General features: G+C 61.4%; 22 protein-coding genes. 10 read left to right on the top strand and 12 right to left on the bottom strand.

Annotated elements, in window-relative coordinates:
• The first annotated feature begins 119 nt into the window (after positions 1 to 119).
• The 5 genes from AC07VF_RS02870 (at position 120) to pcaD (ending at position 5,290) form a co-directional block, all read left to right on the top strand.
• A complete protein-coding gene (locus AC07VF_RS02870) occupies positions 120 to 980 on the top strand; it encodes a CoA transferase subunit A (RefSeq protein WP_495008638.1) in 861 nt (286 codons plus the stop codon).
• Entirely contained in the window at positions 977 to 1,756 is a 780-nt protein-coding gene (locus AC07VF_RS02865) for a CoA-transferase subunit beta (protein WP_346630776.1), read from the top strand. Before AC07VF_RS02870 ends, AC07VF_RS02865 begins: the two co-directional genes overlap by 4 nt.
• Complete coding sequence (pcaF, locus tag AC07VF_RS02860; RefSeq protein ID WP_495008639.1) at positions 1,753 to 2,955, top strand: 3-oxoadipyl-CoA thiolase; 1,203 nt, start codon at positions 1,753 to 1,755, stop codon at positions 2,953 to 2,955. Before AC07VF_RS02865 ends, pcaF begins: the two co-directional genes overlap by 4 nt.
• Before the next feature lie 169 nt (positions 2,956 to 3,124).
• Positions 3,125 to 4,414 carry an MFS family transporter gene (locus AC07VF_RS02855; RefSeq protein WP_282366046.1) on the top strand — a complete coding sequence of 430 codons (1,290 nt, stop codon included), beginning with the start codon at positions 3,125 to 3,127 and terminating at the stop codon, positions 4,412 to 4,414.
• 87 nt (positions 4,415 to 4,501) lie between these two features.
• A complete protein-coding gene (pcaD, locus tag AC07VF_RS02850) occupies positions 4,502 to 5,290 on the top strand; it encodes a 3-oxoadipate enol-lactonase (RefSeq protein WP_495008640.1) in 789 nt (262 codons plus the stop codon).
• Between the two features lie 82 nt (positions 5,291 to 5,372).
• Here the strand turns inward: pcaD and AC07VF_RS02845 are convergent, their stop codons facing one another.
• The 3 genes from AC07VF_RS02845 to AC07VF_RS02835 are packed head-to-tail and all read right to left on the bottom strand — an operon-like array spanning position 5,373 to position 11,134.
• Positions 5,373 to 6,839 carry an AdeC/AdeK/OprM family multidrug efflux complex outer membrane factor gene (locus AC07VF_RS02845; RefSeq protein ID WP_282366050.1) on the bottom strand — a complete coding sequence of 489 codons (1,467 nt, stop codon included), beginning with the start codon at positions 6,837 to 6,839 and terminating at the stop codon, positions 5,373 to 5,375.
• On the bottom strand, positions 6,836 to 9,970 hold the full coding sequence (locus AC07VF_RS02840; RefSeq protein ID WP_192171689.1) for an efflux RND transporter permease subunit: 3,135 nt from the start codon (positions 9,968 to 9,970) through the stop codon (positions 6,836 to 6,838). Before AC07VF_RS02840 ends, AC07VF_RS02845 begins: the two co-directional genes overlap by 4 nt.
• Before the next feature lie 3 nt (positions 9,971 to 9,973).
• Positions 9,974 to 11,134 (bottom strand): efflux RND transporter periplasmic adaptor subunit, encoded by a 1,161-nt coding sequence (locus tag AC07VF_RS02835; RefSeq protein WP_192171688.1) that lies wholly within the window; start codon positions 11,132 to 11,134, stop codon positions 9,974 to 9,976.
• Between the two features lie 256 nt (positions 11,135 to 11,390).
• Between AC07VF_RS02835 and AC07VF_RS02830 the strand changes: the two genes are divergently transcribed.
• Together AC07VF_RS02830 and AC07VF_RS02825 are read left to right on the top strand one after the other, a co-directional pair.
• Positions 11,391 to 12,035, top strand: coding sequence for a TetR family transcriptional regulator (locus AC07VF_RS02830; protein WP_192171687.1), 645 nt, complete (start codon positions 11,391 to 11,393; stop codon positions 12,033 to 12,035).
• A 228-nt stretch (positions 12,036 to 12,263) separates the two neighbouring features.
• Entirely contained in the window at positions 12,264 to 13,085 is an 822-nt protein-coding gene (locus tag AC07VF_RS02825) for a cache domain-containing protein (protein ID WP_192171686.1), read from the top strand.
• Positions 13,086 to 13,103: 18 nt separating this feature from the next.
• Here the strand turns inward: AC07VF_RS02825 and AC07VF_RS02820 are convergent, their stop codons facing one another.
• A complete protein-coding gene (locus AC07VF_RS02820; protein ID WP_495008641.1) occupies positions 13,104 to 14,609 on the bottom strand; it encodes an MDR family MFS transporter in 1,506 nt (501 codons plus the stop codon).
• Positions 14,610 to 15,067: 458 nt separating this feature from the next.
• The gene (locus tag AC07VF_RS02815; protein ID WP_495008642.1) at positions 15,068 to 15,955 is read right to left on the bottom strand and encodes a LysR substrate-binding domain-containing protein; all 888 of its coding nucleotides are present in this window, start codon (positions 15,953 to 15,955) and stop codon (positions 15,068 to 15,070) included.
• A gap of 147 nt (positions 15,956 to 16,102) precedes the next feature.
• On the opposite strand from AC07VF_RS02815, the gene AC07VF_RS02810 reads away from it, so the two are divergent.
• Positions 16,103 to 17,734 (top strand): 5-guanidino-2-oxopentanoate decarboxylase, encoded by a 1,632-nt coding sequence (locus AC07VF_RS02810; protein ID WP_495008643.1) that lies wholly within the window; start codon positions 16,103 to 16,105, stop codon positions 17,732 to 17,734.
• 27 nt (positions 17,735 to 17,761) lie between these two features.
• Here AC07VF_RS02810 and AC07VF_RS02805 read toward each other — a convergent pair whose 3' ends face one another.
• Positions 17,762 to 18,715, bottom strand: a complete 954-nt coding sequence (locus AC07VF_RS02805) for an AraC family transcriptional regulator (RefSeq protein WP_442969426.1) — start codon at positions 18,713 to 18,715, stop codon at positions 17,762 to 17,764.
• A 369-nt stretch (positions 18,716 to 19,084) separates the two neighbouring features.
• On the opposite strand from AC07VF_RS02805, the gene AC07VF_RS02800 reads away from it, so the two are divergent.
• Positions 19,085 to 19,438, top strand: coding sequence for an antibiotic biosynthesis monooxygenase family protein (locus AC07VF_RS02800; RefSeq protein ID WP_346627100.1), 354 nt, complete (start codon positions 19,085 to 19,087; stop codon positions 19,436 to 19,438).
• Positions 19,439 to 19,555: 117 nt separating this feature from the next.
• A complete protein-coding gene (locus tag AC07VF_RS02795) occupies positions 19,556 to 19,795 on the top strand; it encodes a hypothetical protein (RefSeq protein ID WP_346627101.1) in 240 nt (79 codons plus the stop codon).
• Here AC07VF_RS02795 and AC07VF_RS02790 read toward each other — a convergent pair whose 3' ends face one another.
• From AC07VF_RS02790 to AC07VF_RS02765, 6 genes are all read right to left on the bottom strand, one after another.
• Entirely contained in the window at positions 19,796 to 20,419 is a 624-nt protein-coding gene (locus AC07VF_RS02790) for a flavin reductase family protein (RefSeq protein ID WP_282366070.1), read from the bottom strand.
• Between the two features lie 211 nt (positions 20,420 to 20,630).
• Entirely contained in the window at positions 20,631 to 20,954 is a 324-nt protein-coding gene (locus tag AC07VF_RS02785; protein ID WP_495008644.1) for a hypothetical protein, read from the bottom strand.
• 406 nt (positions 20,955 to 21,360) lie between these two features.
• A complete protein-coding gene (locus AC07VF_RS02780) occupies positions 21,361 to 21,825 on the bottom strand; it encodes a hypothetical protein (protein WP_495008645.1) in 465 nt (154 codons plus the stop codon).
• Positions 21,826 to 22,061: 236 nt separating this feature from the next.
• Positions 22,062 to 23,384, bottom strand: a complete 1,323-nt coding sequence (locus tag AC07VF_RS02775) for an MFS transporter (RefSeq protein ID WP_495008646.1) — start codon at positions 23,382 to 23,384, stop codon at positions 22,062 to 22,064.
• Between the two features lie 219 nt (positions 23,385 to 23,603).
• Positions 23,604 to 24,950, bottom strand: coding sequence for a sigma-54-dependent transcriptional regulator (locus AC07VF_RS02770; protein ID WP_495008647.1), 1,347 nt, complete (start codon positions 24,948 to 24,950; stop codon positions 23,604 to 23,606).
• Entirely contained in the window at positions 24,944 to 26,707 is a 1,764-nt protein-coding gene (locus AC07VF_RS02765; RefSeq protein ID WP_495008648.1) for a sensor histidine kinase, read from the bottom strand. Before AC07VF_RS02765 ends, AC07VF_RS02770 begins: the two co-directional genes overlap by 7 nt.
• Positions 26,708 to 26,741: the final 34 nt, after the last annotated feature.

Below are 26,741 nucleotides of genomic sequence, written 5' to 3'. Positions count from 1 at the left end.
TTCGGTGATCGAACACTTAGTCGGTTATCGGATTGTTCCAGCCCGTGCCCAGGCATAACCTCATTCTCAACGCCACGCCTTAAATGGCGGGGCAAACGAGTGTGAACCTGGAGCACCCCATGGCTGCAATTCTTTCCCTTCACGAGGCTGTGAAGCAGTTCGTCAACGATGGCGACATTGTTGCACTGGAAGGCTTCACCCACCTGATTCCTACAGCAGCGGGACATGAGCTCATTCGTCAGAAGAAGAAGGATCTGACCCTGGTGCGCATGACCCCTGACTTGATCTATGACCAATTGATCGGCGCAGGCTGTGCAAAACGGCTGATTTTCTCGTGGGGCGGTAATCCCGGTGTCGGCTCTCTGCACAGGCTTCGCGATGCCGTCGAACGGCAATGGCCGCAGCCCATGGAGATTGAAGAACACAGCCACGCCGACCTCGCCAATGCCTATGTGGCGGGCGCATCCGGGCTGCCGTTCGCGGTGCTGCGGGCGTATGCCGGTTCGGACCTGCCCAAGGTCAACCCGCTGATCAAGTCGGTCACTTGCCCGTTCACCGGAGAAGTGCTGGCGGCGGTGCCGGCGGTACGCCCCGATGTGACGGTGATCCACGCGCAGAAAGCTGACCGTAAAGGCAACGTGCTGCTATGGGGCATTCTCGGGGTTCAGAAAGAAGCGGCGTTGGCGGCCAAGCGCTGCATTGTCACGGTCGAGGAAATTGTCGATGACCTCAAGGCGCCGATGAACGCCTGCGTGCTGCCCACCTGGGCGCTGAGTGCGGTTTGCGTCGTGCCAGGCGGAGCGCATCCTTCCTACGCCCACGGCTACTACGAGCGCGACAACCGTTTCTATCAGGCGTGGGACGCCATCGCCCGCGACCGTGAGGCGTTTACCGCCTGGATCGACGAATACATCCATGGCACCCGTGACTACAGTGAGTTCAAGCACAAGCTGGCCCACGCGGCGGAGGCTCACCAATGACTTATTCCACCAGCGAAATGATGACCGTCGCCGCCGCGCGCCGCTTGAAAAACGGCGCCGTGTGCTTTGTCGGCATCGGTCTGCCCTCGAAAGCGGCCAATCTGGCGCGCCTCACTTCCTCGCCCGACGTGGTGCTGATTTACGAATCAGGGCCGATCGGCGCCAAGCCTGACGTACTGCCACTGTCCATCGGTGACGGCGAACTGGCGGAAACCGCTGACACCGTGGTCTCCACCAGTGAGATCTTCCGTTACTGGCTGCAGGGCGGCCGTGTCGATGTCGGGTTTCTCGGCGCGGCTCAGGTCGACCGGTTCGGCAACATCAACACCACGGTGGTCGGCGATTATCACCAGCCGAAAGTACGCCTGCCGGGTGCCGGAGGCGCGCCGGAAATTGCCGGGTCGGCCAAAGAAGTGCTGATCATCCTCAAGCAATCGCCACGGACCTTCGTCAACAAGCTTGACTTCCTGACCTCGGTTGGCCACGGCGAAGGCGGCGACTCCCGCAAGCGCCTCGGCCTGCCGGGCGCCGGGCCGGTCGGCATCATCACTGACCTGTGCATCATGGAACCGGAAGCGGGCACCCACGAATTCGTCGTGACCACGCTGCACCCCGGCGTGACCCGCGAGCAGGTCATCGCCGCCACCGGTTGGGACGTGCGTTTTGCCGACACCGTGAAGACTTCCGATGCACCCAGCGAGTACGAACTGACCGCGCTGCGCGATCTGGAAGCGCGAACCGCTGCCGCCCATGGTCAGGCGCCGGGAGAAGCATGATGCGTGACGTCTTTATCTGCGACGCGATTCGCACCCCCATTGGCCGTTTTGGCGGCGGCCTGGCGACCGTTCGGGCGGATGATCTGGCAGCGCTGCCGATCAAGGCCCTGATGGCGCGCAACCCGTCTGTCAATTGGGATGAGCTGGACGAAGTGTTTCTCGGCTGTGCCAATCAGGCCGGTGAAGACAACCGCAACGTCGCGCGCATGGCTGCGCTGTTGGCGGGTCTGCCGGCCAGCGTGCCGGGCGTGACCCTCAATCGCTTGTGTGCTTCCGGCCTGGACGCGGTGGGTTCTGCGTTCCGCGCCATTGCCTGCGGAGAGATGGAGCTGGCCATTGCCGGCGGCGTCGAGTCCATGTCCCGCGCCCCATTCGTGATGGGCAAGGCCGACACGGCATTCGGCCGCGGCCAAAAGCTGGAAGACACCACCTTGGGCTGGCGTTTCGTCAATACGCAGATGAAGGACCAGTACGGCGTTGAGACCATGCCGCAGACCGGCGACAACGTCGCTGAGGATTTCGGCATCTCCCGGCAGGATCAGGACGCGTTTGCCCTGCGCAGCCAGCAGCGTACGGCGGCGGCTCAGGCTTCGGGCTTCTTCGCCGAGGAAATCGTGCCCGTGCGCGTCGCCCACAAAAAGGGCGAGGCCATCGTCGACACCGACGAGCACCCCCGTGCCGACACCAGTCTTGAAGCGCTCGCCAAGCTCAAGCCGGTCAACGGGGCTGGCAAAACCGTCACAGCGGGCAACGCGGCAGGCCTGAACGACGGCGCGGCTGCGATGATTCTGGCGTCCGCCGACGCCGTCAAGAAACACGGCCTCACGCCGCGCGCTCGCGTACTGGGGATGGCCAGTGCCGGCGTTGAGCCTCGCGTCATGGGCATCGGCCCGGTCCCGGCGGTGCGCAAGCTGGTGGCACGGCTGGGGCTGGCGGTGAGTGATTTCGACGTCATCGAGCTCAACGAAGCGTTTGCCAGCCAGGGCCTGGCGGTCTTGCGTGAATTGGGCATCGCTGACGATTCACCCAAGGTGAACCCAAACGGCGGCTCGATTTCGCTGGGGCATCCGCTGGGCATGAGCGGTGCGCGTCTGGTTCTGACCGCTTTGCACCAACTGGAGAAAACCGGCGGCAGCAAAGCGCTGGCCACGATGTGCGTCGGCGTCGGGCAGGGCCTGGCCCTCGCAATAGAGCGCTAGACGACATTTTCGCAACTCAGCCACCCGAGTCATCGGTTGCCTCCGCGAAAGGGGCAACTTGCTGACTTGGGTGGTTGTCCTTGTGATGTCGAAACGTTACTGCTTAAGTCTAAATGTTGCAGGTTATGTCTTAGACTGGCTGACCTTACTAACACCTGGGGAGATAATAATGACAACGACTCACTACACCGGAGAAGAGCGGCGCAAGCGGATCTTCGCAATTGTGGGGGCCTCATCGGGCAACCTCGTCGAATGGTTCGACTTCTACGTCTACGCCTTCTGCGCCATCTATTTCGCGCCTGCATTCTTTCCTTCCGATGACCCGACCGTTCAGTTGCTCAACACCGCCGGCGTCTTCGCCGCAGGCTTTCTTATGCGTCCCATCGGCGGCTGGCTGTTCGGTCGCGTGGCCGACAAGCACGGCCGCAAAAACTCGATGATGATTTCCGTGCTGATGATGTGCGCCGGCTCGCTGGTCATTGCCTGTCTGCCAACCTACGCGTCGATCGGTGCCTGGGCGCCGTTTCTGTTGTTGATGGCGCGCCTGTTCCAGGGCCTGTCGGTGGGTGGTGAGTACGGCACCACAGCCACGTACATGAGCGAAGTCGCGTTGCGGGGGCAGCGCGGGTTTTTCGCTTCATTTCAGTACGTGACGCTGATTGGCGGCCAGCTGTTGGCCGTGCTGACCGTGGTCATCCTGCAGCAGTTTCTCAGTGCCGATGAGCTCAAAGCCTACGGCTGGCGCATCCCGTTCGTGGTCGGTGCGGTCGCGGCGGTGATCTCGCTGGTGCTGCGCCGGTCGCTGAAAGAGACCACCACCGCCGAAGTGCGTCAGAACAAGGACGCGGGCAGCATGTCTGCGCTGTTCCGCGATCACAAAGCGGCGTTCATCACCGTGCTGGGCTACACCGCCGGCGGCTCGCTGATTTTCTACACATTCACCACGTACATGCAGAAATACCTGGTCAACACCGTGCACATGGATGCCAAGGTCGCGAGCTACATCATGACCGGTGCGCTGTTCCTGTACATGTGCATGCAGCCGGTGTTCGGGATGCTCGCTGACAAGATCGGTCGCCGCGCCTCGATGCTGTGGTTCGGCGGGCTGGGCACCCTGTGCACAGTGCCGCTGCTGCTGACGTTGAAAACCACTACCAGCCCGGTCATCGCGTTCGTGCTGATCACCCTGGCATTGGCCATCGTCAGTTTCTACACCTCGATCAGCGGTCTGGTGAAAGCCGAGATGTTTCCGGTGCAGGTTCGTGCGCTGGGCGTCGGTCTGGCCTATGCCGTGGCCAACGCTATTTTCGGTGGCTCCGCTGAATACGTGGCGCTGGGCCTGAAGAACATGGGCATGGAAAACACCTTCTACTGGTACGTCACCGCGATGATGGCGATTGCTTTCCTGTTCAGCCTGCGCCTGCCGAAGAAGCCGGCTTACCTGCACGAAGACCACTGATCCCGGATCTTGGAGCGCGCGTCCTTGCAGGGCGCGTGCTGTCCATATTGATCACACTCATTCCACGTGTTTCACGGAGCGACTGCCATGGCGTTCGTACAACTCGAAGACGGTGAACTGCATTATCAAATTGATGGCCCGGTGGATGCGCCGGTGCTGGTGCTGTCCAACTCGCTGGGCACCGACCTGCACATGTGGGACGCGCAGATTCCGGCGCTGAGCAAGTCATTCCGCGTCGTGCGTTACGACACCCGCGGCCACGGTCAGTCCCTCGTCACCCAAGGGCCTTACACCCTCTCGCAGCTGGGACGAGACGTGCTGGCGCTGCTTGATGCGTTGAAAATCGACCGCGCGCATTTCTGCGGATTGTCCATGGGTGGCCTGATCGGTCAGTGGCTGGGCATTCATGCCAACAATCGGCTGCACAAGCTGGTGCTGTGCAACACCGCCGCGAAGATCGGCGACACGGAAACGTGGGCGCCGCGCATCGCCCAGGTGGAGAAGGGCGGTGAGCGGGCCATGAAGGAAATGGGCGCCGGCGCGGTTGGGCGTTGGTTCACCCCTGACTTTGCCAGCCAGCACGCCGACAAGGTCACGCCCGTCACCGACATGCTGGCGGCGACTTCTCCGCTGGGTTACGCCGCCTGCTGCGCGGCCGTTCGGGATGCCGATCTACGCAAGCAAGTCAGTTCGATCACCGTGCCCACGCTGATCATCTGCGGCAGCCATGACGCCGTCGCCACCGTGGCGGACGGGCATTATCTGCAGAACCACATCCACGGCAGCGAACTCTCCGACTATTACGCCGCGCACCTGTCCAGCGTCGAGCTGGGTGAAGTCTTCGCCCTGCGCGTGACGGAGTTTTTGCTGGCGTAACCGCTGTGGTCTTTGCTTGAAACAGCCTGGAAAACGGTCAAAAAAAACCCACCAATCGGTGGGTTTTTTCATGCACGTTGTATCAGAACAAGCGGGTAGATGGCACATCGCCCGCGGTGGGCTGACGCTCGCCGGTCGGGGTCTGTTCGTACCAGCCGCCACCCAGCGCGCGGTACAGATTGACCTCGCTGTTGAGCTGGGACAGGCGATCGGTGATCAACGACTGTTGCGCGGTGAACAACTGGCGCTGGGCGTCGAGGAAGGTCAGGTTGCTGTCGATCCCGATGCGATAGCGTCGCTCGGCCAGACGATAGTAGTCCTGGTTGGCGTTGACGAAGTCGGTCTGCGCCTTGAGTTGATCGGTGTAGGTCTTGCGTGCAGCCAGACCGTCGGAGACTTCCTGAAACGCCGTCTGAATCGCCTTCTCGTAGTTGGCGACGCCAATGTCTTTCTGGATCTTCGAGTAGTCGAGGCTTGCGCGCAGACTGCCCGCGTTGAAGATCGGCAGATTGATCGTCGGCTCGAACAGCCACGTCCCCGAACCGCCTTTGAACAGACCGCTCAGATCGCCGCTTGCCGTACCGGCACTGGCCGTGAGGCTGATGCTCGGGAAGAACGCGGCACGTGCCGCGCCGATGTTGGCGTTGGCGGCTTTCAGGCTGTATTCGGCCTGAAGAATGTCCGGACGACGCTGCAGCAATTCCGACGGCAGACCCGCTGGCATTTCATTGAGCATGTCAGCGCTCAACGGTTTCGAGGCGGGCAGGTTGGCCGGCAGACTGGTGCCCAACAGCAGCACCAGATTGTTCTCGTCTTGGGCTACCAGCCGCTGATACTGGGCCAGCTTGACGCGGGCGCTCTCGACGGAGGTGCGCGACTGCGCCAGATCCAGCGCCGAGGCCACACCCACTTCGCTGCTGCGAGAGGTCAGACGCAAGCTTTCTTCGAAGGCGCCCAACGTGTCCTGGGTCAGCTTCAACAGCTCTTTGTCCGCTTCCCAGGTCAGATAGGCGTTGGCGACGTTGGCGACCAGACTGATCTGCGTGCTGCGACGGCCTTCTTCACCGGCGAAGTAAGTCTGCAGCGCCTGCTCACTGAGGCTGCGCACCCGGCCGAACAGATCCAGTTCATAGGAACTGATGCCCAGACCCACCGAATACTGACTGGTGATACCGGACTCGCCCGTTTGCGACAGGTCGCCCGGCACGCGCTGGCGCGTGCCGGTGCCCGATGCTGCCACGGCCGGGAACAGATCCGCACGTTGAATGCGGTACTGCGCGCGGTAAGCGTCGATGTTCAGCGCGGCGACGCGCAGGTCACGGTTGTTCTGCAGCGACGTCTGAATCAGTTGCTGCAGCGCCGGGTCATGGAAAAACTGACGCCAGCCTTGCTCGGCCGCCGCCTGATTCGCCGCCTGGGCCGGCGAATAGGCCGGACCTTGCGGGAACTGAGCCGGCACCGGTGCGGCGGGCTGCTTGTATTCGGGGATCAACGAGCAGCCGCCGAGAATGAACGCGGTGACCGCTAGCGAGATCAGGGACTTGCTCATTGGCCAGCCTCATCGTGTGGAGTGTGTTTCTGTTTGCCTTTGAACATCGAGGATATCGAAACGAAGAACAACGGTACCCAGAAGATCGCCAGAATAACCGCGGTGATCATACCGCCGATTACGCCTGTACCGATCGAATGCTGGCTACCGGCACCGGCGCCCGAGGAAATCGCCAGCGGGACCACACCGAGGATGAACGCCATGGACGTCATTACGATGGGCCGCAGACGCATCCGGCAGGCTTCGATAGTTGCATCGACGATGCCCTTGCCCTGCTCATGCAGCTCCTTGGCGAACTCGACGATCAGAATGGCGTTTTTCGCCGCCAGACCCACCGTCACCAAGAGACCTACCTGGAAGAACACGTCGTTGGAAAGGCCGCGCAGGCTCGTCGCGATCAGCGCACCGATAACCCCAAGCGGGATGACCAGCAACACCGCGATCGGAATCGACCAGCTTTCATACAGCGCCGCCAGACACAGGAACACGATCAGAATGGACAGTGCGTACAGCGCGGGCGCCTGAGAACCGGACAGACGCTCTTCATAGGACAGACCCGTCCAGGAAAGACCCACGCCGGCCGGCAACTTCTTCGCCAATTGCTCGACCTCGGCCATCGCCTCACCGGTGCTGTAACCCGGCGCCGGAGTACCCAGTACTTCCTCGGCCGGTACACCGTTGTAACGGGACAGCTTCGGCGAACCGAACACCCACTCGCCGGTGGCGAACGAGGCAAACGGCACCATCTCGCCAGCGGTGTTGCGCACGTACCACTTCTTCAAGTCTTCCGGCTTCATCCGCGCACTGGCATCGCCCTGCACGTACACCTTCTTGACCCGACCGCGGTCGATGAAGTCGTTGACGTAGTTGCCACCCATGGCGATGGACAGCGTGGTGTTGATGTCCGACAGGCTCAGGCCCAGGGCCTGCGCACGCTCGTCATCGATAACCAGTTGGTATTGCGGCTCATCGTTAAGACCGTTCGGACGCACGCCCGCCAGAATCTTGCTCTGTGCCGCCATGCCCAACAGCTGGTTACGCGCTTCCATCAGCTTGGCGTGACCCACGCCGCCCTGATCCTGCAAGTACACGTCGAAACCGGTGGCGTTACCCAGTTCCAGTACCGCAGGCGGTACGACCGCAAAGGTCATTGCGTCGCGGAAGCCAAAGAAGTGCTGCTGCGCCCGTTTGGCCAGTTCGAAGACGCTGTTGGAGGCATCACGATCGCCCCACGGTTTCAGCATGATGAACGCCAGACCGGAGCTCTGACCGCGACCGGCAAAGTTGAAGCCGTTAACGGTGAACACCGAGTTGACCGCGCCGGATTCCTCTTCCAGCAGGTACTTGCGCATGTTGTCGATGACGGTCTGCGTACGTTCCGCCGAGGAGCCCGGTGGTGTCTGCACCTGGGCAAAGATGACGCCCTGGTCTTCTTCCGGCAGGAACGCGCTCGGAATGCGGGTGAACATCCAGATGGTGCCGCAGACGATCAGCGCGTAAACGATGAAGGCCGGAATCTTGTGCTTGAGCATGTTGCCGACGCCGCGCTCATAGCTGACTACGCTGCGGTCGAAGGTGCGGTTGAACCAGCCAAAGAATCCACGTTTCGGCTGCCCGTGCTTCTCGTGATCGATCGGCTTGAGCAGAGTGGAGCACAACGCTGGAGTGAAGATCAGCGCGACCAGGACCGAAAGCGCCATCGCCGACACGATGGTGATCGAGAACTGCCGGTAGATCACACCCGTGGAGCCGCCGAAGAACGCCATTGGCAACAGAACCGCACACAATACGAGTGCGATACCGACCAGCGCGCCCTGGATCTGCTCCATGGATTTGATCGTGGCGTCCCGCGGCGAAAGTTTGTCCTCCGCCATCACCCGCTCGACGTTTTCCACCACGACGATGGCATCGTCCACCAGCAGGCCGATGGCAAGGATCACCCCGAACATGGTCAGCGTGTTGATGGTGAAACCGGCGGCAGCGAGGATCCCGAACGTACCGAGCAATACCACCGGTACGGTCATCGTGGTGATGATGGTGGCGCGGAAGTTCTGCAGGAACAGGTACATCACCAGGAACACCAGGATGATCGCTTCACCCAGGGTGTGAACCACACCGGTGATGGATTCCTGAACCACTGGCGTGGTGTCGTACGGGTAAACCACTTTCATGCCAGGCGGAAAGAACGGCTCCAGCTGCGAAATGGTGGCGCGAATCGCCTTGGCGGTGTCCAGCGCGTTGGCGCCGGTCGCCAGCTTGATCGCAAGACCCGAAGCCGGCTTGCCGTTGAACTGCGCGTCAATGCTGTAGTTCTCGCCACCCAGACCGACTTTGCCGACGTCTTTGAGGCGAACCTGCGAACCATCCTGATTGACCTTAAGCAGAATGTTGCCGAACTGCTCGGCGGTCTGCAGACGGGTTTTACCGATGATCGTGGCATTCAGCTGCTGACCCTTGAGCGCAGGCAGACCGCCGATCTGGCCGGAAGACACCTGAACGTTCTGGGCAGTGATGGCCGTCTTGACGTCTACCGGGGTCAGCTGAAAGTTGTTCAGCTTGGCCGGATCGAGCCAGATACGCATGGCGTACTGGGCACCGAAGACCTGGAAGTCACCCACACCGGAGGTACGGGAGATCGGGTCCTGCATGTTCGAGACGATGTAGTTGGACAAGTCCTCCTTGCCCATGCTGCCGTCTTCGGACACCAGACCGACGACCATCAGGAAGTTCTTCACCGCCTTGGTCACGCGGATACCCTGTTGCTGCACTTCTTGCGGCAGCAGCGGGGTGGCCAGGTTGAGCTTGTTCTGCACCTGAACCTGAGCGATGTCCGGGTTGGTACCCTGGTTGAACGTCGCGGTGATGGTCATGCTGCCGTCGGAGTTACTTTCCGACGACACATACCGCAGGTTGTCGATGCCGTTGAGCTGCTGCTCGATCACCTGAACCACGGTGTCCTGCACGGTTTGCGCGTTGGCGCCCGGGTAGGTCACGGCGATCGCGATGGCCGGCGGCGCAATGGCCGGGTATTGGTTGATCGGTAGCTTGAGGATCGAAAGCGTCCCCACCAGCATGATCACGAGGGCAATTACCCACGCGAAAATCGGCCGGTCGATAAAAAATTTCGACATGAATTACTCCCCTTTGCTGCCTGCGGCTTTATCAGTTGCCGGGGCAGGGGCCGGGTTAGCTGCATTGACGTTGGTGGCTTCGGCCACTTTCACTTCAGCACCTGGCTTGACGTATTGCAGCCCTTCGGTAATCACGCGATCACCTGCGCTCAGGCCCTTCTCAACCAGCCAGTCGCTGCCGATGGTGCGGTTGGCAACCAGCGTGCGGGACTCGACCTTATTATCGGCGTTCACCACCAGTGCGGTCGGTGTGCCTTTCAGGTCACGGGTGATGCCTTGCTGTGGAACCAGAATCGCGTTCTCGGCCACGCCCGATTGCAGTCGTGCATGCACGAACATGCCTGGCAGCAGCGTGTGGTCCGGGTTCTGGAACACGGCGCGCAGGGTCACGGAACCGGTGGTCTGGTCGACCGACACTTCGGAGAACTCAAGCTTGCCTTCGATCGGGTAGAGACTGCCGTCTTCGAGTACCAGCTTGACCTTGGCGGCGTTGTCGCCGGCTTTCTGCAGCCTGCCGCTTTCCAGATCGCGACGCAGCTTGAGCATTTCGGCCGAGGACTGGATCACGTCGACGTAGATCGGGTCGAGCTGCTGAATGGTGGCCATCGCATCGGCCTGACCATTGCTGACCAGCGCGCCTTCTGTCACCAGCGAGCGACCAATACGGCCGGAGATCGGCGCGTAGACCTTGGTGTAGCGCAGGTTGATCTCTGCGGTCTGCACCGCCGCCTTCGCTTCGCGAGCCGAACCCACCGCCGTGTCGTATTCCTGACGGCTGACGGCTTGCTCGTTGATCAGCTGCTTATAGCGGCCAGCGAGGGAGTTTGAGGATTCGTAGGTGGCTTTGGCGCTGTCCAGGGTGGCCTGGTAAATCGCCGGGTCGATCTGGTAGAGCTGCTGACCGGCTTTGACGTCTGCACCTTCGGTGAACAGGCGTTTGAGGATGATGCCGTTCACCTGAGGACGCACTTCGGCGATACGGAACGCGGTGGTCCGGCCGGGAAGTTCAGACGTCAGGGTGTAGGCCTGGGTTTTCAGAGTGACGACGCCGACCTGAGGGGGCGGTGGTGCTGCGGCCGCTTCTTCCTTCTTGCTGCATCCGGAGAGCAGCGATGCCAGGGCGACGGCAGTGACCAGTACGGTAACAGCTGGCTTGAATTGCATGAAGATCCTCGGGTCAGGAGCCTGAACTCATGGGAAGTGGAAAGGGGGCAGGAAAAGTATTCCAGCTAGATAAGTAGGATGCTAATGAATATACTTACATTCACGGTTGTTTGTAAACACCCGCGAGTGCGACACTCCAACGCACCGAGGGCATCGATTGTAGGTCCGGGACAAGGCATCACAAAGGCCGCCCGACGTGCTGTGCAGGCCACTCGACCAGAGCGCCTGAGGCATTTTCATTGAGGTTTTTACTGCCATGGTTCGACGCACGAAAGAAGAGGCTCAGGAAACGCGCAAGCAGATCCTCGAAGCTGCCGAGCAGGCTTTCTACGATCGAGGGGTCTCCCGCACGACGCTCGCCGACATTGCGGCCCTGGCTGGCGTGACCCGCGGCGCGATCTATTGGCATTTCAGCAATAAGGCCGATCTGGTCCAGGCCATGCTCGACAGTCTGCACGAGCCCCTCGAAGAAATGGCGAGGGCGAGCGAAAGCGAAGATGAAATTGATCCGCTGGGGTGGACGCGCAAGCTTCTCACTCATTTGTTTCAACAAATTGCCAGCGACCCTAAAACCCGCCGCATCAATGAAATTCTGTTTCATAAATTCGAATTTACCGACGAAATGTGTGACATGCGGCAACAGCGTCAGTTTGTCTGGCTTGACGCCAACGAGCGAATTGCGCTGGCGCTCGGTAATGCTTCTCGACAAGGCCAGCTCCCCGCTGACCTGAATCCCCAACGCGCCGCGATCTGCCTGCATGCCTATGTGCACGGCATCATCGGTCAGTGGCTGCTGGTGCCCGAGAGCTTTTCGCTGCAGGACGATGCGGAGCGACTGGTCGACGGCATCCTCGACATGCTCCGCTTCAGCCCGGCGTTACGCGATATTTCGTCGAACTAAATGGCGTTTGGCCTCTATCTATACCGCGCCTGACCTTCGCTGAACAGGCGGTTTACCTTCGCTTTACTCAGCGCGCCCGGTGATTCGGCGACCATCCAGTCTCTGATACCCATTGAAGTGCCGAATGCTGCCCTATTGCAATCCCCCGTCTACGCTTGCCCCATAACCAATAAGAGTGGGGGCGGGGCGATGGCAGTCGTGTCAAAAAACGTAGGCAGAAAACTCCTGATGGGTGCGCTCGCCGCCCTGTGCATCGGGCAAGGCTGGGCCGCTGGGGATGAAGCGCAAGAAGCAGCAGCGGCCAAGGCGCTGCTGGAAAAAGCCGTGGCCCGTTACCGCGTCCAGGGGGATAAGGCGCTGGCCGAGTTCAGCCGTCAGGGCGAGTTCGTCGATGGCGAGCGTTATGTCTTCGTCACCGATACCAAGGGGATCATGCTTGCCAGTGGCGGGCCATCAGTGGCGTTGATCGGCCGCGACGTATCGTCAGTGCTCGATCCGGAGCTGCAAAAAAACTTCAAGCAGGTGCTGCAGACGCCGGAAAGCGCCGGCGTTCAGCAGGCCGAATATCGCTGGCAAAACTGGCGCGACGGTAAGGTTGAGCGCAAGCGTGTGTATTTCCAACGCATCGGCGATCGGGTTTTGGCGGTCGGTTATTACTTGCCCCGCGCTTCGCCCGAGCAGGCGAGGGCGTTGCTCGACAAGGCGTCCAAAGCGCTGGAACAGGACAAGGACGGCACACTCCGCGCGATCAACGACCTCAAGGGCGGATTTCTGCAGGACGATCTGTACGTCTTCGTGGTGAACATCGATACCAAACGCTATGTGGCCCACGGCACCAACTTGCGGCTGGTGAATACCGACTTCAGCAAGGTCAAGGATCCGGAAGGCAAGCCGGTCGGCATTCCGATGCTCGAGCTGGTCAAGCAGCAGCCCGAAGGTGAATACGAATACCGCTGGCGCAATCCGGTCACCAGCAAGATCGAACACAAGCACGCCTACGCGCGCAAGGTCGGTGAGTTCATGGTGGCGGTGGGTTACTACAGCGGCTGATCACCCTGACCGGTTCGTTTACCGGTCCTTGTCGTCCCGCCCGCGCAGCAGGTTATTGGGCATCGCCAGCGCGGCGGACAGTCCCAGCAGCGACACCGCCGCGCTGCCCATCAACAGGTGCTGAAAGGTCATCGACAGCTGTCCGCGCAGCAGTTCAAGGGCCGGGCCGCTGGCGGCGTGCAGGCTGTCCATCAGCAAATTGCCAGAGCCTTCACCCGCAATTGAACTGCCGCCGACCTGGGCAATGCCGGAGCCGGCAAGCATCGCCAGCAGCAGCGCCGACATCGTTGCCACGCCGACTGCGCCGCCGAGGGAGCGAAACAGGTTGGTCGTGCTGGTCGCCACACCCATGTCTTTGACGTCTACCGAGTTCTGCGTGCCCACCAGCGAGGTCGGAAACTGCATGCCGCTGGCGATGCCGGTGAGGACCATGAAGATGCTCGTCAGAATGGCCGACTGCGGCGGCGTGAAGGCAATGCCGAGGATTGCCAGCGGCATTAATGCCGCGCCGGTGAGGATGATCGGTTTGTAGCGGCCCGTCAGCGAGGTGCGTCGGCCGCCGAAGTAAGCGCCCAGGGGCATGCCGATAGCCAGCGGCATCAGGTGCAACGCCGCGCTGTCGGCCCCTGCGCCCGTGACGGTCTGAAAGCGCAGCGGCAGCAGCACGATCAGCGAGATGGCCTGAAAGCTGGTGAAGAAAATCGTGCACCAGCAGAGCACCGCGCTGCGATTGGCGAACAGGTGCATGGGCAGCAGAGGTTCGCGGGTGCGCCGTTCATACAGCACAAAAATCACCAGCGCGAGCAGCGCCACCGACAACTGCATGACCACTGACTGGTCACGCCAACTGTGGCCCTGACCGATTTCGGTGATGCCCAGCAACAAGGCCGTGAGGCCGATGATCATCAGCACCGTGCCCAGGTAGTCAATCACCGGTTTGCGCTGGGGAATCGGCAGGCCGACCAGCGTCTTGCGCGCCACCCACCAGGCCGCCATCCCCAGCGGCAGATTGATAATGAACACCCAGCGCCACGACAGGTACTCGGTCATGAAGCCGCCGAGCACAGGGCCCGCGACGCTGGCCGCTGCGTACATCCCGCTGAAGTAACCCTGATAGCGGCCACGCTCTCGGGGAGGGACGATGTCGCCGATGATCGCCTGGCTCACGGAGACCATGCCCCCGGCGCCGATGCCCTGCAGCACACGCGCCAGTACCAGTTGTTCCATGCTCTGGGCCATGGCGCAGAACAGTGAGGCGAGGGTAAAGGTCGCCAGCCCGAACAGCATCAAGCGACGCCGGCCATACAAATCCCCCAGCTTGCCGTAAATCGGCACGGCCACGGTGAGCGCAACCATGTAGGCGGAGATCACCCAGGCAAGCAGGTCGAAATCCTGAAACTGGGCGGAGATGGCCGGCATCGAGACCGCAACAATGGTCTGATCCAGCGCACTGAGAAACACGGCCATCATCAGCGCGAACAGAATGCTGCGGATGTCCGGACGGGGTTGATTAAGACTCGTCACAGAAGGGACTCGACTGGCAGATTAACCCGCTGAACACCCGCAGGAATTTGTGCCAAGTCTAGTCCGTTAGCTTGCTAATCGATAGCAGGCTGTGGGGATTTTCGCAGTTCGTTGACCCGCATTACGCGGACCAGCCTTTGCCGTCAACGAAGGGCGCTGAACGTTGCATCAGTGGGCATGCAATGCCCCATTGTGCAGACCACCGCCATGCGGGGCGTCTGCCGCATTTGTTCGATTCGGTAGGCACCTGCGCCGTACAGGCTCAATACAGCGGCAACGGCGACAACATAAACGCACTGTCTTTTTATTGTGGTTCTCATGACATTTGCCTCGATCCGGTAGGACATCTGTTTCAGAGCGGACACTCTGAGTGTAGGTCGCTATTGGAGAGTGGGTCGGGCGATGGGGATTGAATGTTTGTATCAGCCGGGCCGTTGGGGAAGAGCCGGCATTGCCCCTCAACCGGTGTGCCGTTCAGCCGATTGCAGCGACAGCCATTCCAGCAGGTCCTGAAGCGGGGAAGGCGCCTCGGCGCGCTTGGGGTGCACGAAGTAATACGCCGCGCCGCTCCGGACTTTCAGCTCGAACGGCATGACCAGGCGCCCTGCGTTCAGGTCTTCACCGATTAGCGACCAGTCGCCGATCGCTACACCCGAGCCTTGTGATGCGACGGTCATCGCCAGGTCCATCGTGTCGAAGTGCTGGCCTTGCGCGACATTGATCAGCTTGGCCCCGGCGGCCTTCAGCCAGAGCGTCCAGTCACGCTCATCGAGGGTGGGGTGCAGGAGCATGTGCTGTTCCAGATCGGCGAGACGGAAGAGGGGATTGCTCGCCAGCAGCGACGCTGAGCACACGGGTGTCAGTTGTTCGTCGAAGAGGTGCCGTACGTAAGTGGAATCACCCGGATGGGCGCCGAACACAACGGCGGCGTCGAACTCTTCCCGCCGAAAATCCACCGTGTGGGCGCTGGTCGTGGTCAGTTGCACCGGCACGTCAGGCCGCTCTTTCTGCCACTGCATCAGGCGCGGCAACAACCAGCGGCTGATGCAGGTGGGCGCCTTGATCCGCAGCGCCTTTGGCTTGGCACCGACCTGATCCACCGCTTCTTCGATCAGGCTGAACACCTGTTCGATGCGCGGCAGCAGTTCGCGGCCCTGGGCGGTCAGGCTCAAGCCTCGGGCCTCGCGATAGAACAGGCGGTAGCCCAGGTGCGTTTCCAGCCCGGAGATCTGCCGGCTGACGGCACCCTGAGTGATATGCAGCACCTCCGCGGCCCGGGTGAAATTGCAGCACTTCGCCGTGATCAGGAACGTGTGCAAAGCGGGCAGGGGCGGGAGGCGTTTCATCGGGGGGACGAGCCATGAGCTGAGGACATGGCTAAGCATGACATTTTTTGCGTTGTGGTCGATACGGCCCTGCAGCTTCAATGGTCGCCTATCGAGCCTGGCAGATTGCGGGTGGCGTTGGGAAAGGCATACGAAAGGGGCAGACACATGGCGACGTGCGGGGAAGTGCTGGTCAGGTTGCTCGAAGGCTACGGGGTGGAGCGGGTGTTCGGGATTCCGGGCGTGCACACGGTCGAGCTTTACCGAGGGCTTGCGGGTTCGTCGATTACCCACATCACCCCGCGCCATGAGCAGGGCGCAGGCTTCATGGCCGACGGTTATGCGCGCACGCGAGGCAAGCCGGGCGTGTGCTTCATCATCACCGGCCCCGGCATGACCAACATCACCACGGCGATGGGCCAGGCCTATGGGGACTCGATCCCGATGCTGGTGATTTCCAGCGTGCAGTCGCGCAGTCAGTTGGGCGGCGGTCGCGGCAAGCTGCATGAGCTGCCGTCCCAGAATGTGCTGGTCGCGGGCGTCGCGGCGTTCTCCCACACGCTGATGTCAGCGGCCGAGCTGCCGTCGGTGCTGGCCCGGGCGTTCGCGGTGTTCCAAACGGCGCGGCCGCGTCCGGTGCACATCGAAATCCCGCTGGACGTGCTGGTGGAAAATGCCGATGCCCTGCTGCACTGCCAACCGGTATCGGTGAGTCGCGCGGGGCCGGCGCCTGCGGCAATCCGGCAAATGGCGAATCTGCTTGCCACCGCCCAACGGCCGCTGATTTTGGCGGGAGGCGGCGCCATTCACGCCGCCCCGGCGTTGACGCGTCTGGCCGAACGGCTCGGCGCGCCGGTCGCGCTGACCATCAACGCCAAAGGCATGCTGCCGAGCGCTCACCCGCTGCTGATTGGCTCGACGCAATCCCTCGATGCCACCCGTGAGGTCATTGAGAGTGCCGACGTGGTGCTGGCCATCGGCACTGAACTGGCCGAGACCGACTACGACATCACCTTCCAGGGCCACTTCAAGATTCCAGGCGCGTTACTGCGCATCGACATCGATCCCGATCAGACTGTGCGTCATTTCGCGCCGACGGTCGCGTTGGTGTCTGACGCTCAATACGCCGCCGAGGCCTTGGTCGATGCGCTGGCGAGCGAAGTGCTGATGCCACGCCGCGAGGAGTGGGGCACCGCGCGGGTTGCGGCGCTGAAGGCAAGTCTTGAGGCGGGCTGGGACGATGCGACCCGTGGGCAGACGCTGTTTTTGCAGACGGTGCTCGACGTGCTGCCGGAAGCCGTGATCGTGGGCGACTCGACCCAGCCTGTCTACACGGGCAACCTGACCCTGGACCTCGACAAGCCCCGTCGCTGGTTCAATTCATCAACCGGTTACGGAACCCTTGGCTACGCATTGCCCGCTGCAGTGGGCGCATGGCTGGGCAGCCGCGACGCCGGAGAATCCAACCCGGTGGTGTGCCTGATTGGCGACGGCGGTCTGCAATTCACCCTGTCCGAGCTGGCGAGTGCGGTGGAAGCGCGTACGCCCATCGTCGTGCTGCTGTGGAATAACCAGGGCTACGAAGAGATCAAGAAGTACATGGTCAACCGCGCCATCGAGCCCATCGGCGTCGACATTTTCACGCCTGATTTTGTCGGTGTTGCCAAAGCCCTGGGATGCGCCGCGGAGGCGGTCGGCCGTGTTGAGCAACTGAAGGCGGCACTGAGCTCAGCCAGTCAGCGTGACGGCCCGACGTTGATCGAGATCGATCAGCAGCGCTGGATGAGCAGCCTCGACTGACGTTTTGCGTTGTCCGAGCGGCGCGCTTCAAACCGTACTGCGCAGCCGCGCCAGGTCGCGTAACGGTGGCGCACCGAACAGGCGACTGTATTCGCGGCTGAACTGCGAAGCGCTTTCGTAGCCGACCCGGTAACCGGCGGCCGACGCTTCGAGGCCGTCCGCCAGCATCAAGCGCCGGGCCTCCTGCAGACGCAGTTGCTTCTGGTATTGCAGCGGGCTCATGGCGGTGACGGACTTGAAACGGTGGTGCAGCGTCGAAACGCTCAGGTTTACCTCCTTCGCCAGATCCTCAATCCTCAGCGGCTCCTGGAAATGGTCGTTGAGCCACTTGATCGCCTGGGTGACGCGATGGGTCTGGCAGTTGGAGATGGCGATTTCATACAGCCGGTGCCCTTCGCTCCCACGCAGAAGCCGGTAAAGGATCTCCCGATTGATCAGCGGCGCGAGCATGGGAATGTCTTTCGGCGTGTCCAGCAGGCGGATCAGCCGGATGACGGCATCGAGCAGCTGTGAATCGATCCGCTCGACGTACATGCCGCGCCCGCTGTGACGCGTCGGTACGCTCATCGGACCGGCCTCGGCGATCAATGCGTTGATTTCCACCGGATCGATTTCCAGGCGCAGGGCCAGATGCGGCTCTTCCGGCGTCGCGTAAATCACCTTGCCGCTGATAGGCAACGCCACCGACAGCACCAGGTAATTGAGCGGGTCGTAGGTGTACAACTCGCCGCCCAGCGTCACGTCCTTGCGGCCTTGGGCCATGATGCACAGCGCCGGTTGTACCAGCCCCGGCACCGATTGCGACGGATGATCGTGGCGAACCATGAACAGCGGCTTGATCACCGTCTGGAAACTGCCATCGGCGGGCGCATGACGGCGGATCAGCTCCGCCAGTTCGGCGCGCTGTTGCGTCATCTGCGCGCTCAGCTCGGCAACAGGTCGAGCATCCGGGGCGGACGGCGCAAGAGCGGATAGCGACATGGGGAATTCCTCTGACAGAGCATTGATGCAGCACAGCTTATTTTTGGGCAAGCGCAAGCGTTAGGCGAATCCTGCCGGATGCTTGCCTGATTCTGTTACCGCTGTGTTGCGTTGCCATGAACGTGCCCTGTTCGCTTGGGATCGTTGCTTGAAAGTCCATGGGCATCACGCGGCGGAGCGGCGAGCCCCGACGTAACGATGAACCTGTCAGCGCAGAATCAGGCAATAACCGGGCAGTAATTGGCTACCGCAGGTCGCGCGCCTGCCCATAACCTTCACTTCCCGTCGCGGCTCGTTTCATGGATTCCCGATCCCGGCGCGCGGCACGCACGCAAAAGACACGCACGCAAAAAAGCAGGAGCGCAGAGCATGCTAAATACTTCAGTTGTGAGCCATTGGGTTTCCGTTCGCGCCCGTGCTGGACGCAGTGCCCAACTGGGTGCCCGTTTGAGCAGTCTGATCAGCCCGTCGGCCGCTGCTGCGGGTTGTCTGCACTTCGCGCTGCAGAAGTCTTTGACCGACGAAGACCTCTGGGTTATCACCGGTACGTGGGCCGATCCTTCCGCGATGAACGACTGGTTTGCCGCGCCTGAACTGAACCTGTTTTCCGAACTGCTGACCGAAATGCTGGTGGCGAGCCTGGACTTTCAAACCTTCGCCACCGTGACGGCGTCTCAGGCACAGACGGCTTATGCCCCTGAGGGTGCTCGTCTGGCGGGCTAACAGGTTTCGGTGCTTTTGCTCGGGTGCAGGCGATGGGCCTGCGAAGAAAACCTTTCAGGTGTTCGAACGCCTGCGTTTAAAATCTCGCCTTCATTTTTCCAGGCAAGGCGTCGAACCATGGCACGCAAAGAATTCCAGCACCACGAAGCCGTCTCGGCCGCAGTCCCCGGTGACGACGGTTACAGTGCCGCAATCGCCGTCAAGGCCCGGGTCATGGGCGGTGCGCCGACCTTTCACCGCGTGCTCGCCGAACAGAAATTCCCTACCGCGCTCGCCGCTGACAACGCCGCCGTCAAAGAGCTGGAGCGGCTCGCCGACGTCACGCCAGAGGGCGAACTGGTGTTCGCCGAGGATTGATCAGACTTTTGGTCGGTACATTTTGAACAGCGACTCCGCGCTCAGCTGGAAATAGTCAGCCGGGCCGCCGCCGCGCAGGATGGGCTCGCCGGCTGCGGTGTCATACACACCTTCCTTCAGCAGCCGCTTGGCGATATGCACCGCCACCACTTCCCCCAGAATCAGCCAGCTCGGCACGACTTCCTTGTCGGCGCGTTGCAGCTGGATGATCTGCGTCACTTTGCATTCGAACGAAACCGGCGTCTCCTTGACCCTCGGCACGGAAACGATGCGCGATGGTTCTGCGGTCAGGCCAGCCAGCTCGAACTCACTCACGTCCGCCGGCACTGCCGCGCAACTCATGTTCATCTGCTCGGCTAGGCTGCGCGTGGCGAGGTTCCACACGAACTCCCCGGTCTGTTCGATATTGTTCAGGCTGTCTTTGCGACCGATGCTGCAGAACCCGATGATCGGCGGCACATAGTTGAAGGCGTTGAAGAAACTGTAGGGCGCCAGGTTCAGCTTGCCTTCGCCGTCTTGGGACGAGATCCAGCCGATCGGACGTGGGCCGACAATGGCGTTGAACGGGTCGTGGGGCAGTCCATGACCTTTGGACGGTTCGTAGAAATGAATATCGTCTGACATGGTGTGTTCCTGAATGAGGGTGTGCCGGCGAGGCGGCCAAGGTATGGGCATGTGCGGCATGCAGGCCGACATAGTGCAAGGCATTGGGTGAGGATTCCAGCAGCCTCCGAACCCCGGGCAAAAAAAAGCCCGACAAGCGTCGGGCTACAAAGGGAGTTCAGGAGGTGAAACATGAAGCGCTAAACATGCAGCGGGATGATGCGGGCACCGATTAGCTGGCGCGGTTGGCACCGACGCGATCAGCGCCGTCAGAGGCCAGGCGGTTTGCACCGATGTGATCAGCGCCATCAGCGGCCTGGCGGTTGTTGCCTACGCGGTCAGCGCCGTCGGCGGCAAGACGATTGGCGCCAACGTGGTCAGAACTATCGGAAGCCTGACGATAAGAACCGGTGTGCGACGCATTGGTGTGAGAAGAACCGCCTTCTGCTACGACAGTGCCATTAACTGCAGAGTGCTGTTCGGAAACAGGCAGAGCGAATGCGCTCGATGCCAGGATGGACAGACTAAGACCAAAAATAATATTTGAAGTTTTCATGAATGTTGCTCCAGTAAGTTCAATAATTAGTTAATTTGGGAATGGAGCCAATATTACGCGCGTACGGATTAAGTTGAAGTTAACGGTATTGGTAACGACCATCGCCAAAAATGATAGTGGGCTGGAGCGCCCGGTTTTAAAGCGTTGCAGAACTTTTTGCGCTGACATGGGGCAATTTTCGCTTGTGATGGCGAATTTGCCTATTGACTTGGGTGTCATTTGTTTGCTAGCGCTGCGCCCGGGTAGCTGCTCGGCTGGGCATGAGCCTTAGCAGGATTGGGATGGAAAGCTGCTGCGTTTCCGATGGATATCCGCCATGCGCCCAGTCAAACCAAGGGTTTCAGGTTTTTAACGCAGAAAAATTAAGCCCGGCATTAAGCCGGGCTGAGAGAACGTCATGGATGTATCAGCTCAGGCGATTTGCACCAACATGGTCCGAGCCATCAGCAGCGAGACGATTTGCGCCTACGTGATCCGAGCCATCAGCGGCCTGGCGATTTGCACCGACGCGGTCAGCACCATCAGCAGCGAGGCGGTTGGCACCTACGTGGTCCGAACTATCAGCGGCCTGGCGATTTGCACCGACGCGGTCAGCACCATCAGCAGCGAGGCGGTTGGCACCTACGTGGTCCGAGCCATCAGCGGCCTGGCGGTTTGCACCGACGCGGTCAGCACCATCAGCAGCGAGGCGGTTGGCACCTACGTGGTCAGAACCGTCAGCAGCGACGCGACCAATATTAGTGTGGGACGAGCCGTTTTCTGCAACGACCGCAGCATTCACCGCGTGGTGCGCATCAACGGCTGGAAGTGCAAAGGCGCTGCTTGCAAGAAGGGAGAAAGCGAGGCCGAAGATCAGTTTGTTAGTTTTCATGGTAGTTGCTCCAGATCGATTTAGTTAGTAGGTAACTCGGTATGGAGTGAACTTTACTCGCCTCAAAATTATTATGAAGTCAATCGCATTAGTAGCGATCATCGCTGAAATTGATACTGCAAAAAGCGATCGTTATTCATGCACTTAGCCACGCCTGCGAATGCAAAAGGGCAGCTCATGTGAGTGAGCTGCCCTTTTTTCGCCCTCTGTAAGCTGCTCGACAGCTCCGTTTCAGGTCAGTCGGTTTCGATCCGCGAGTGCTTGCGGGTGTCCTTCATGAACACATACACCAGCAGCGACACCGCAATGCAGGCCGTGACGTACCAGTAATAGCCGGTCTCCATGCCAATGCTCTTGAACCACAGCGCGATGTATTCGGCCGTACCGCCGAAGATCGACACCGTCAGTGCGTACGGCAGGCCGACGCCCAGGGCGCGGATCTCGGTCGGGAACAGCTCGGCTTTCACCACGGCGTTGATCGACGTATAGCCGCTGACGATGATCAGCGCGGCCATGATCAGGAAGAACGCGCCCCACCAGCTCTGGATGGTGTGCAGGGTGGTGAGGATCGGCACGGTACACAAGGTGCCCAGCACGCCGAAGGCAATCAGGATCGGGCGGCGGCCGACCTTGTCGGACAGCGCGCCGATCACCGGTTGCAACAGCATGAACAGGAACAGCGTCGCGGCAGAAATCGTCGTCGAGTCGGTGATGCTCATGCCCACCGTGTTCACCAGGTACTTCTGCATGTAGGTCGTGTAGGTGTAGAACGCCAGCGTGCCACCCATGGTCAGGCCGACGACGGTCATCAGCTCTTTCGGATGGCGCATCAATGTGCGCATCAGGCTTTCTTTGGGTGTGTCCTTCTTGCGGGTGAACGACTCGGTTTCTTCCATGCCGCGACGCAGGAACAGCGCCACCACCGCGCACAACGCGCCAATGGCAAACGGGATGCGCCAGCCCCACGTTTGCAGTTGTTCAGTGGTCAGCGTCTGCTGCAGCACGATGAGCACCGCCAGCGCGATGAGCTGGCCGGAGATCAGCGTCACGTACTGAAAGCTGGAGAAGAAGCCCCGGCGTTCCTTGGTCGCCATCTCGCTGAGATAGGTCGCCGAGGTGCCGTACTCGCCACCCACCGACAGCCCCTGCAGCAGGCGCGCGAACACCAGCATGATCGGGGCGCCGACGCCGATGGTTTCATAACCAGGGGTAAGAGCAATGATCAGCGAACCGAAACACATCAACAGCACCGACGCCATCAGCGCGGCCTTGCGGCCTTTGCGGTCTGCGTAGAGGCCCATAAGCCAGCCGCCGATGGGGCGCATCAAGAAGCCCACGGCAAAAATCGCGGCCGTGTTGAGCAACTGGGCAGTGGTGTCGCCCTTGGGGAAAAAGACTTTGGCGAAGTAGAGGGAGAAGGCGGCGTAGACGTACCAGTCGTACCACTCGACCATATTGCCGACCGAACCGCTGAAAATGGATTTCAGGCGACTTCCGGTGGTTTTCTCGGCGACTGGCGTGGCAGCCGCTCCGTGGGAGGCAGAATTGGGGATGGCCATGGGATTTCCTGCAGGTCATTGTTGTTAGAAGTAACGCATCGAGGCGTTCTGACGACAGTGATAGCAGGAGCTGTGCCAAAGGCTGAAAGCCCCGGAGTAGAGGGTTTGGCGTGAGGTGGATGAGCGGAAATCCGCTTGTTGTCTAAAATCCCTGAGCGAAAATCCGCTCATCGCCGCATTCTCTTCCCGGCTGAAGCCGGTCCCACTGACACCCCGCGATCATCCTGTAGGACTGTCTTCCGCTAGAAAGTCCTCGCGCACCAACCCATGCCGCTGCATCTTTTCATTCAGGGTGCGGCGGGGCAGTTGCAGTTCGTGCATGACCGCCTTGATATCGCCCCGATGGCGTCGCAACGCCGAGCGAATGCAGTGGGCTTCGAAGGCTTCCTGCTGCGCCACCAGCGACTGACCCACCGGGATGCCCTCTGCGGCGGGACCGTCCAGCCCCAGCACCTGGCGCTCGGCCGCATTCGCCAGTTCGCGCACATTCCCCGGCCAGTCGTGGCTGAGCAGATGGCTCAGCTGTTCACCGCTCAGCACCGGCGCGCTGCGGCCGAGGCGCTCTGCCGCATTCCGCGAGAAATGGCTGAACAACATAGGGATGTCTTCTCGCCGTTCACGCAGCGGTGGCAGTCGCAATTCGGCGATGTTCAGTCGATATGCCAGATCCTCGCGGAAACGCCCGGCCCTGGCTTCGTCCAGCAGATCGGGCTTGGTCGCGGCAATGATGCGCACATCAATATCGATGCTCTGGTTTGAGCCCAGTCGCTCAATGCGTCGCTCCTGAATCACCCGCAGCAGCTTGACCTGCTGCGCCAGCGGCATGCTCTCGATCTCGTCGAGAAACACCGTGCCGCCGTGGGCATACTCCAGTTTGCCGATGCGCTTGCCCTGGGCGCCGGTGAACGCACCGCTTTCGTGGCCGAAGAGCTCGGCTTCGAACAGCTGCTCCGGGATCGCCGCGCAGTTGACCGCAACGAAAGGCTTGTCCGCTCGCGGGCCGAAGTCATGCAGGCAGCGCGCGACCATTTCCTTGCCGCTGCCGGTCTCGCCGCGAATCAGCACGTTAACCGGCAGTGGCGAGAGGTCCAGGACCTGCCGCCGCAATGTCTGCATCGTCGGCGACATGCCCAGCAGCGTTGCATCCAGACGCGAGCGGTTATCCGCCCGTTCATTCAAAGCGCGGTTTTCCAGCACCAGCGCGCGTTTCTCCAGTGCCCGGCGCAAACTGCCGAGCAGAGTCTCCGGCGTGAACGGCTTCTCGAGAAAGTCATAGGCGCCGTCGCGCATGGCATCGACGGCCATCGGCACGTCGCCGTGGCCGGTCAGCAGGATCACTGGCAAGTCGCGATCCCGCCGCTGCAACTCGGCCAGCAACTGCAAACCATCCATGCCGGACATGCGCACATCGCTGAGGATCACGCCGGGAAAGTGCTCGGGCAGCTGCGCCAGGCATTCCTCGGCGCGGCTGAACAGGCGCACCTCGAACCCGGACAGCGTGAGCCATTGCTCCACCGCTTCCCGAATGGGCGCCTCGTCATCCACCACGATTACCGAGTTCAGCATGGGGCGTCGGCCTCCGGGGCCTGGATCAGACAGAAGAAAAACCGCGCGCCGTTGTTGACGTTTTCGGCGCTGAGCCGGCCGCCCAGTTCATGCACGATGGCGAACGAAACCGCGAGGCCCAGGCCCAGACCGTCGCCCACCGGTTTGGTGGTGAAAAACGGATCGAAGACGTTGGCCAGATGCGCTTCGGCAATTCCGCCGCCACTGTCGATGACCGAAACACTCCAATGCTCGCTCTGCGCGTCGATGCGAATTTCCAGACGCTTGAGGGGTTTGTCGCCCATCGCGTCCAGGGCGTTGCGCATCAGGTTGATCAGGACCTGCTCCAGCCGGATCGCATCGCCGCGCACCCAGGCTGGACGCGTCAGGTCGAGCACGCAGCTGACGCGCTCTTCACGAATTCGTGCGTCCAGCAACAGCAACGCCTGATCGACCACGGTGGCCAGATCAAGGCGCTCGCGCAGGCCGCTGGGGCTTTTGCGGGCGAAGGTTTTCAGGTGGCCGGTGAGCGCGGCCATGCGCGTCAGCTGCTGATCCAGCAGGCTCAACGCCTTGTACGCGTCATCGACACGGCCATGCTCCAGCAACAGACGCAGGGTCGCGAGTTGCATGCGCTGGGCCGTCAGCGGCTGGTTGATTTCGTGGGCGAGGGCGGCGGACATCTGGCCGAGGGCCGCCAGCTTGGTCGACTGCACCAGACCGTCCTGCGCCGTTTGCAGGTCCCGCGTGCGTTCCTCGACCAAGCGTTCGAGCTCTTCGCGACTGCGCTGGCGCACGCGGCCAAGGCGCCAGCGCTGGTACAGAAACAGCCCGAGAAACACCAGTGTCAGCCAGATGCCTGCCGCAGCGAGACCGGCATTGCGCACGTCCTCACTGGCGCCCTGCGGTTTGCGCAGGAGGTGCAAGGTCCATCCCTCGGTCGGCAGCGGCATTGACTGCCACAAGAAATCGGTCTGCTCGTTGGGGGCGTCGACACGGCTGAGATGGCTGTTTTCGCCGAACGTACGCAGCAGCTCCTGATGCAAGGGCGTCAGCGGCTGCTTGTCGTACTGACGCGTGCTCGCCAGTTCGGCGCGGTCCTGCTCGGTCAGCGGCCGCAGGGCCCGATAGCGCCAGCCCGGTTGATTGGCGATGAAGACGATGCCCTTGGCGTCGCTGACCAGCAGCAGGTCATCGTTTTGCGCCCAGGTGTGTTCAAGGTCCGGAAACTCCAGCTTGACCACCATCGCCCCGATGAACTGCCCGGCTTCGTCGCGCACCGCGTTCGACAGGAAGTAACCCGGGATGCCACTGGTCACGCCGACGGCATAAAAACGCCCGACACCGGTGGCGCGGGTTTGCGTGAAGTAGGGGCGGAAGCCGTAATTGTGGCCCACGTAGCTGCTCGGCAGACGCCAGTTGCTGGCGCCGACGGCGAGGCCGTTGCGGTCAAGCAGTTCGAGGGTGGAGGACTGGGCAGCGCCGTTGATCTGCTCCAGTTTGAGATTGAGCGCCTGGGTGGTGTCGGCGCTGACCGGTCCGCTCAGCGCCGTCCGCAGTTGAGGATCAAGGGCCAGAACGGCCGGCAGAGCCCGGTAGCGCTCGATCAGGGTCTGCAGTGTGTTGGCGTAGAGCGCCAGCCGATCTTTAGAGCGGCCAGCGTCGTCTTCCAGGGCATGCCGCTGAGCCTGATGCATCGCCAGCGTCGCCGCAATGACGGTACCGGCGAAGATCAGCAACACATAGAGCACAAGGCGGACGGAACGGGGCATGGGCATGACCTCCTTTCAGTGGCTGGCGCATTCGCCCCGG

This window comes from Pseudomonas sp. GW821-FHT02H06, from assembly GCF_059421525.1.
Note: the sequence above shows the minus strand (reverse complement) of the source record. Positions and strands in the feature narration are given on the sequence as shown.

Bases quoted from the DNA above. Each gene is read 5' to 3' on its own strand.
- AC07VF_RS02870 (WP_495008638.1), top strand. From the start codon at position 120: ATGGCTGCAATTCTTTCCCTTCACGAGGCTGTGAAGCAGTTCGTCAAC.
- AC07VF_RS02865 (WP_346630776.1), top strand. From the start codon at position 977: ATGACTTATTCCACCAGCGAAATGATGACCGTCGCCGCCGCGCGCCGC.
- pcaF (WP_495008639.1), top strand. From the start codon at position 1,753: ATGATGCGTGACGTCTTTATCTGCGACGCGATTCGCACCCCCATTGGC.
- AC07VF_RS02855 (WP_282366046.1), top strand. From the start codon at position 3,125: ATGACAACGACTCACTACACCGGAGAAGAGCGGCGCAAGCGGATCTTC.
- pcaD (WP_495008640.1), top strand. From the start codon at position 4,502: ATGGCGTTCGTACAACTCGAAGACGGTGAACTGCATTATCAAATTGAT.
- AC07VF_RS02845 (WP_282366050.1), bottom strand. From the start codon at position 6,839: ATGAGCAAGTCCCTGATCTCGCTAGCGGTCACCGCGTTCATTCTCGGC.
- AC07VF_RS02840 (WP_192171689.1), bottom strand. From the start codon at position 9,970: ATGTCGAAATTTTTTATCGACCGGCCGATTTTCGCGTGGGTAATTGCC.
- AC07VF_RS02835 (WP_192171688.1), bottom strand. From the start codon at position 11,134: ATGCAATTCAAGCCAGCTGTTACCGTACTGGTCACTGCCGTCGCCCTG.
- AC07VF_RS02830 (WP_192171687.1), top strand. From the start codon at position 11,391: ATGGTTCGACGCACGAAAGAAGAGGCTCAGGAAACGCGCAAGCAGATC.
- AC07VF_RS02825 (WP_192171686.1), top strand. From the start codon at position 12,264: ATGGGTGCGCTCGCCGCCCTGTGCATCGGGCAAGGCTGGGCCGCTGGG.
- AC07VF_RS02815 (WP_495008642.1), bottom strand. From the start codon at position 15,955: ATGAAACGCCTCCCGCCCCTGCCCGCTTTGCACACGTTCCTGATCACG.
- AC07VF_RS02810 (WP_495008643.1), top strand. From the start codon at position 16,103: ATGGCGACGTGCGGGGAAGTGCTGGTCAGGTTGCTCGAAGGCTACGGG.
- AC07VF_RS02805 (WP_442969426.1), bottom strand. From the start codon at position 18,715: ATGTCGCTATCCGCTCTTGCGCCGTCCGCCCCGGATGCTCGACCTGTT.
- AC07VF_RS02800 (WP_346627100.1), top strand. From the start codon at position 19,085: ATGCTAAATACTTCAGTTGTGAGCCATTGGGTTTCCGTTCGCGCCCGT.
- AC07VF_RS02795 (WP_346627101.1), top strand. From the start codon at position 19,556: ATGGCACGCAAAGAATTCCAGCACCACGAAGCCGTCTCGGCCGCAGTC.
- AC07VF_RS02790 (WP_282366070.1), bottom strand. From the start codon at position 20,419: ATGTCAGACGATATTCATTTCTACGAACCGTCCAAAGGTCATGGACTG.
- AC07VF_RS02785 (WP_495008644.1), bottom strand. From the start codon at position 20,954: ATGAAAACTTCAAATATTATTTTTGGTCTTAGTCTGTCCATCCTGGCA.
- AC07VF_RS02780 (WP_495008645.1), bottom strand. From the start codon at position 21,825: ATGAAAACTAACAAACTGATCTTCGGCCTCGCTTTCTCCCTTCTTGCA.
- AC07VF_RS02775 (WP_495008646.1), bottom strand. From the start codon at position 23,384: ATGGCCATCCCCAATTCTGCCTCCCACGGAGCGGCTGCCACGCCAGTC.
- AC07VF_RS02770 (WP_495008647.1), bottom strand. From the start codon at position 24,950: ATGCTGAACTCGGTAATCGTGGTGGATGACGAGGCGCCCATTCGGGAA.
- AC07VF_RS02765 (WP_495008648.1), bottom strand. From the start codon at position 26,707: ATGCCCATGCCCCGTTCCGTCCGCCTTGTGCTCTATGTGTTGCTGATC.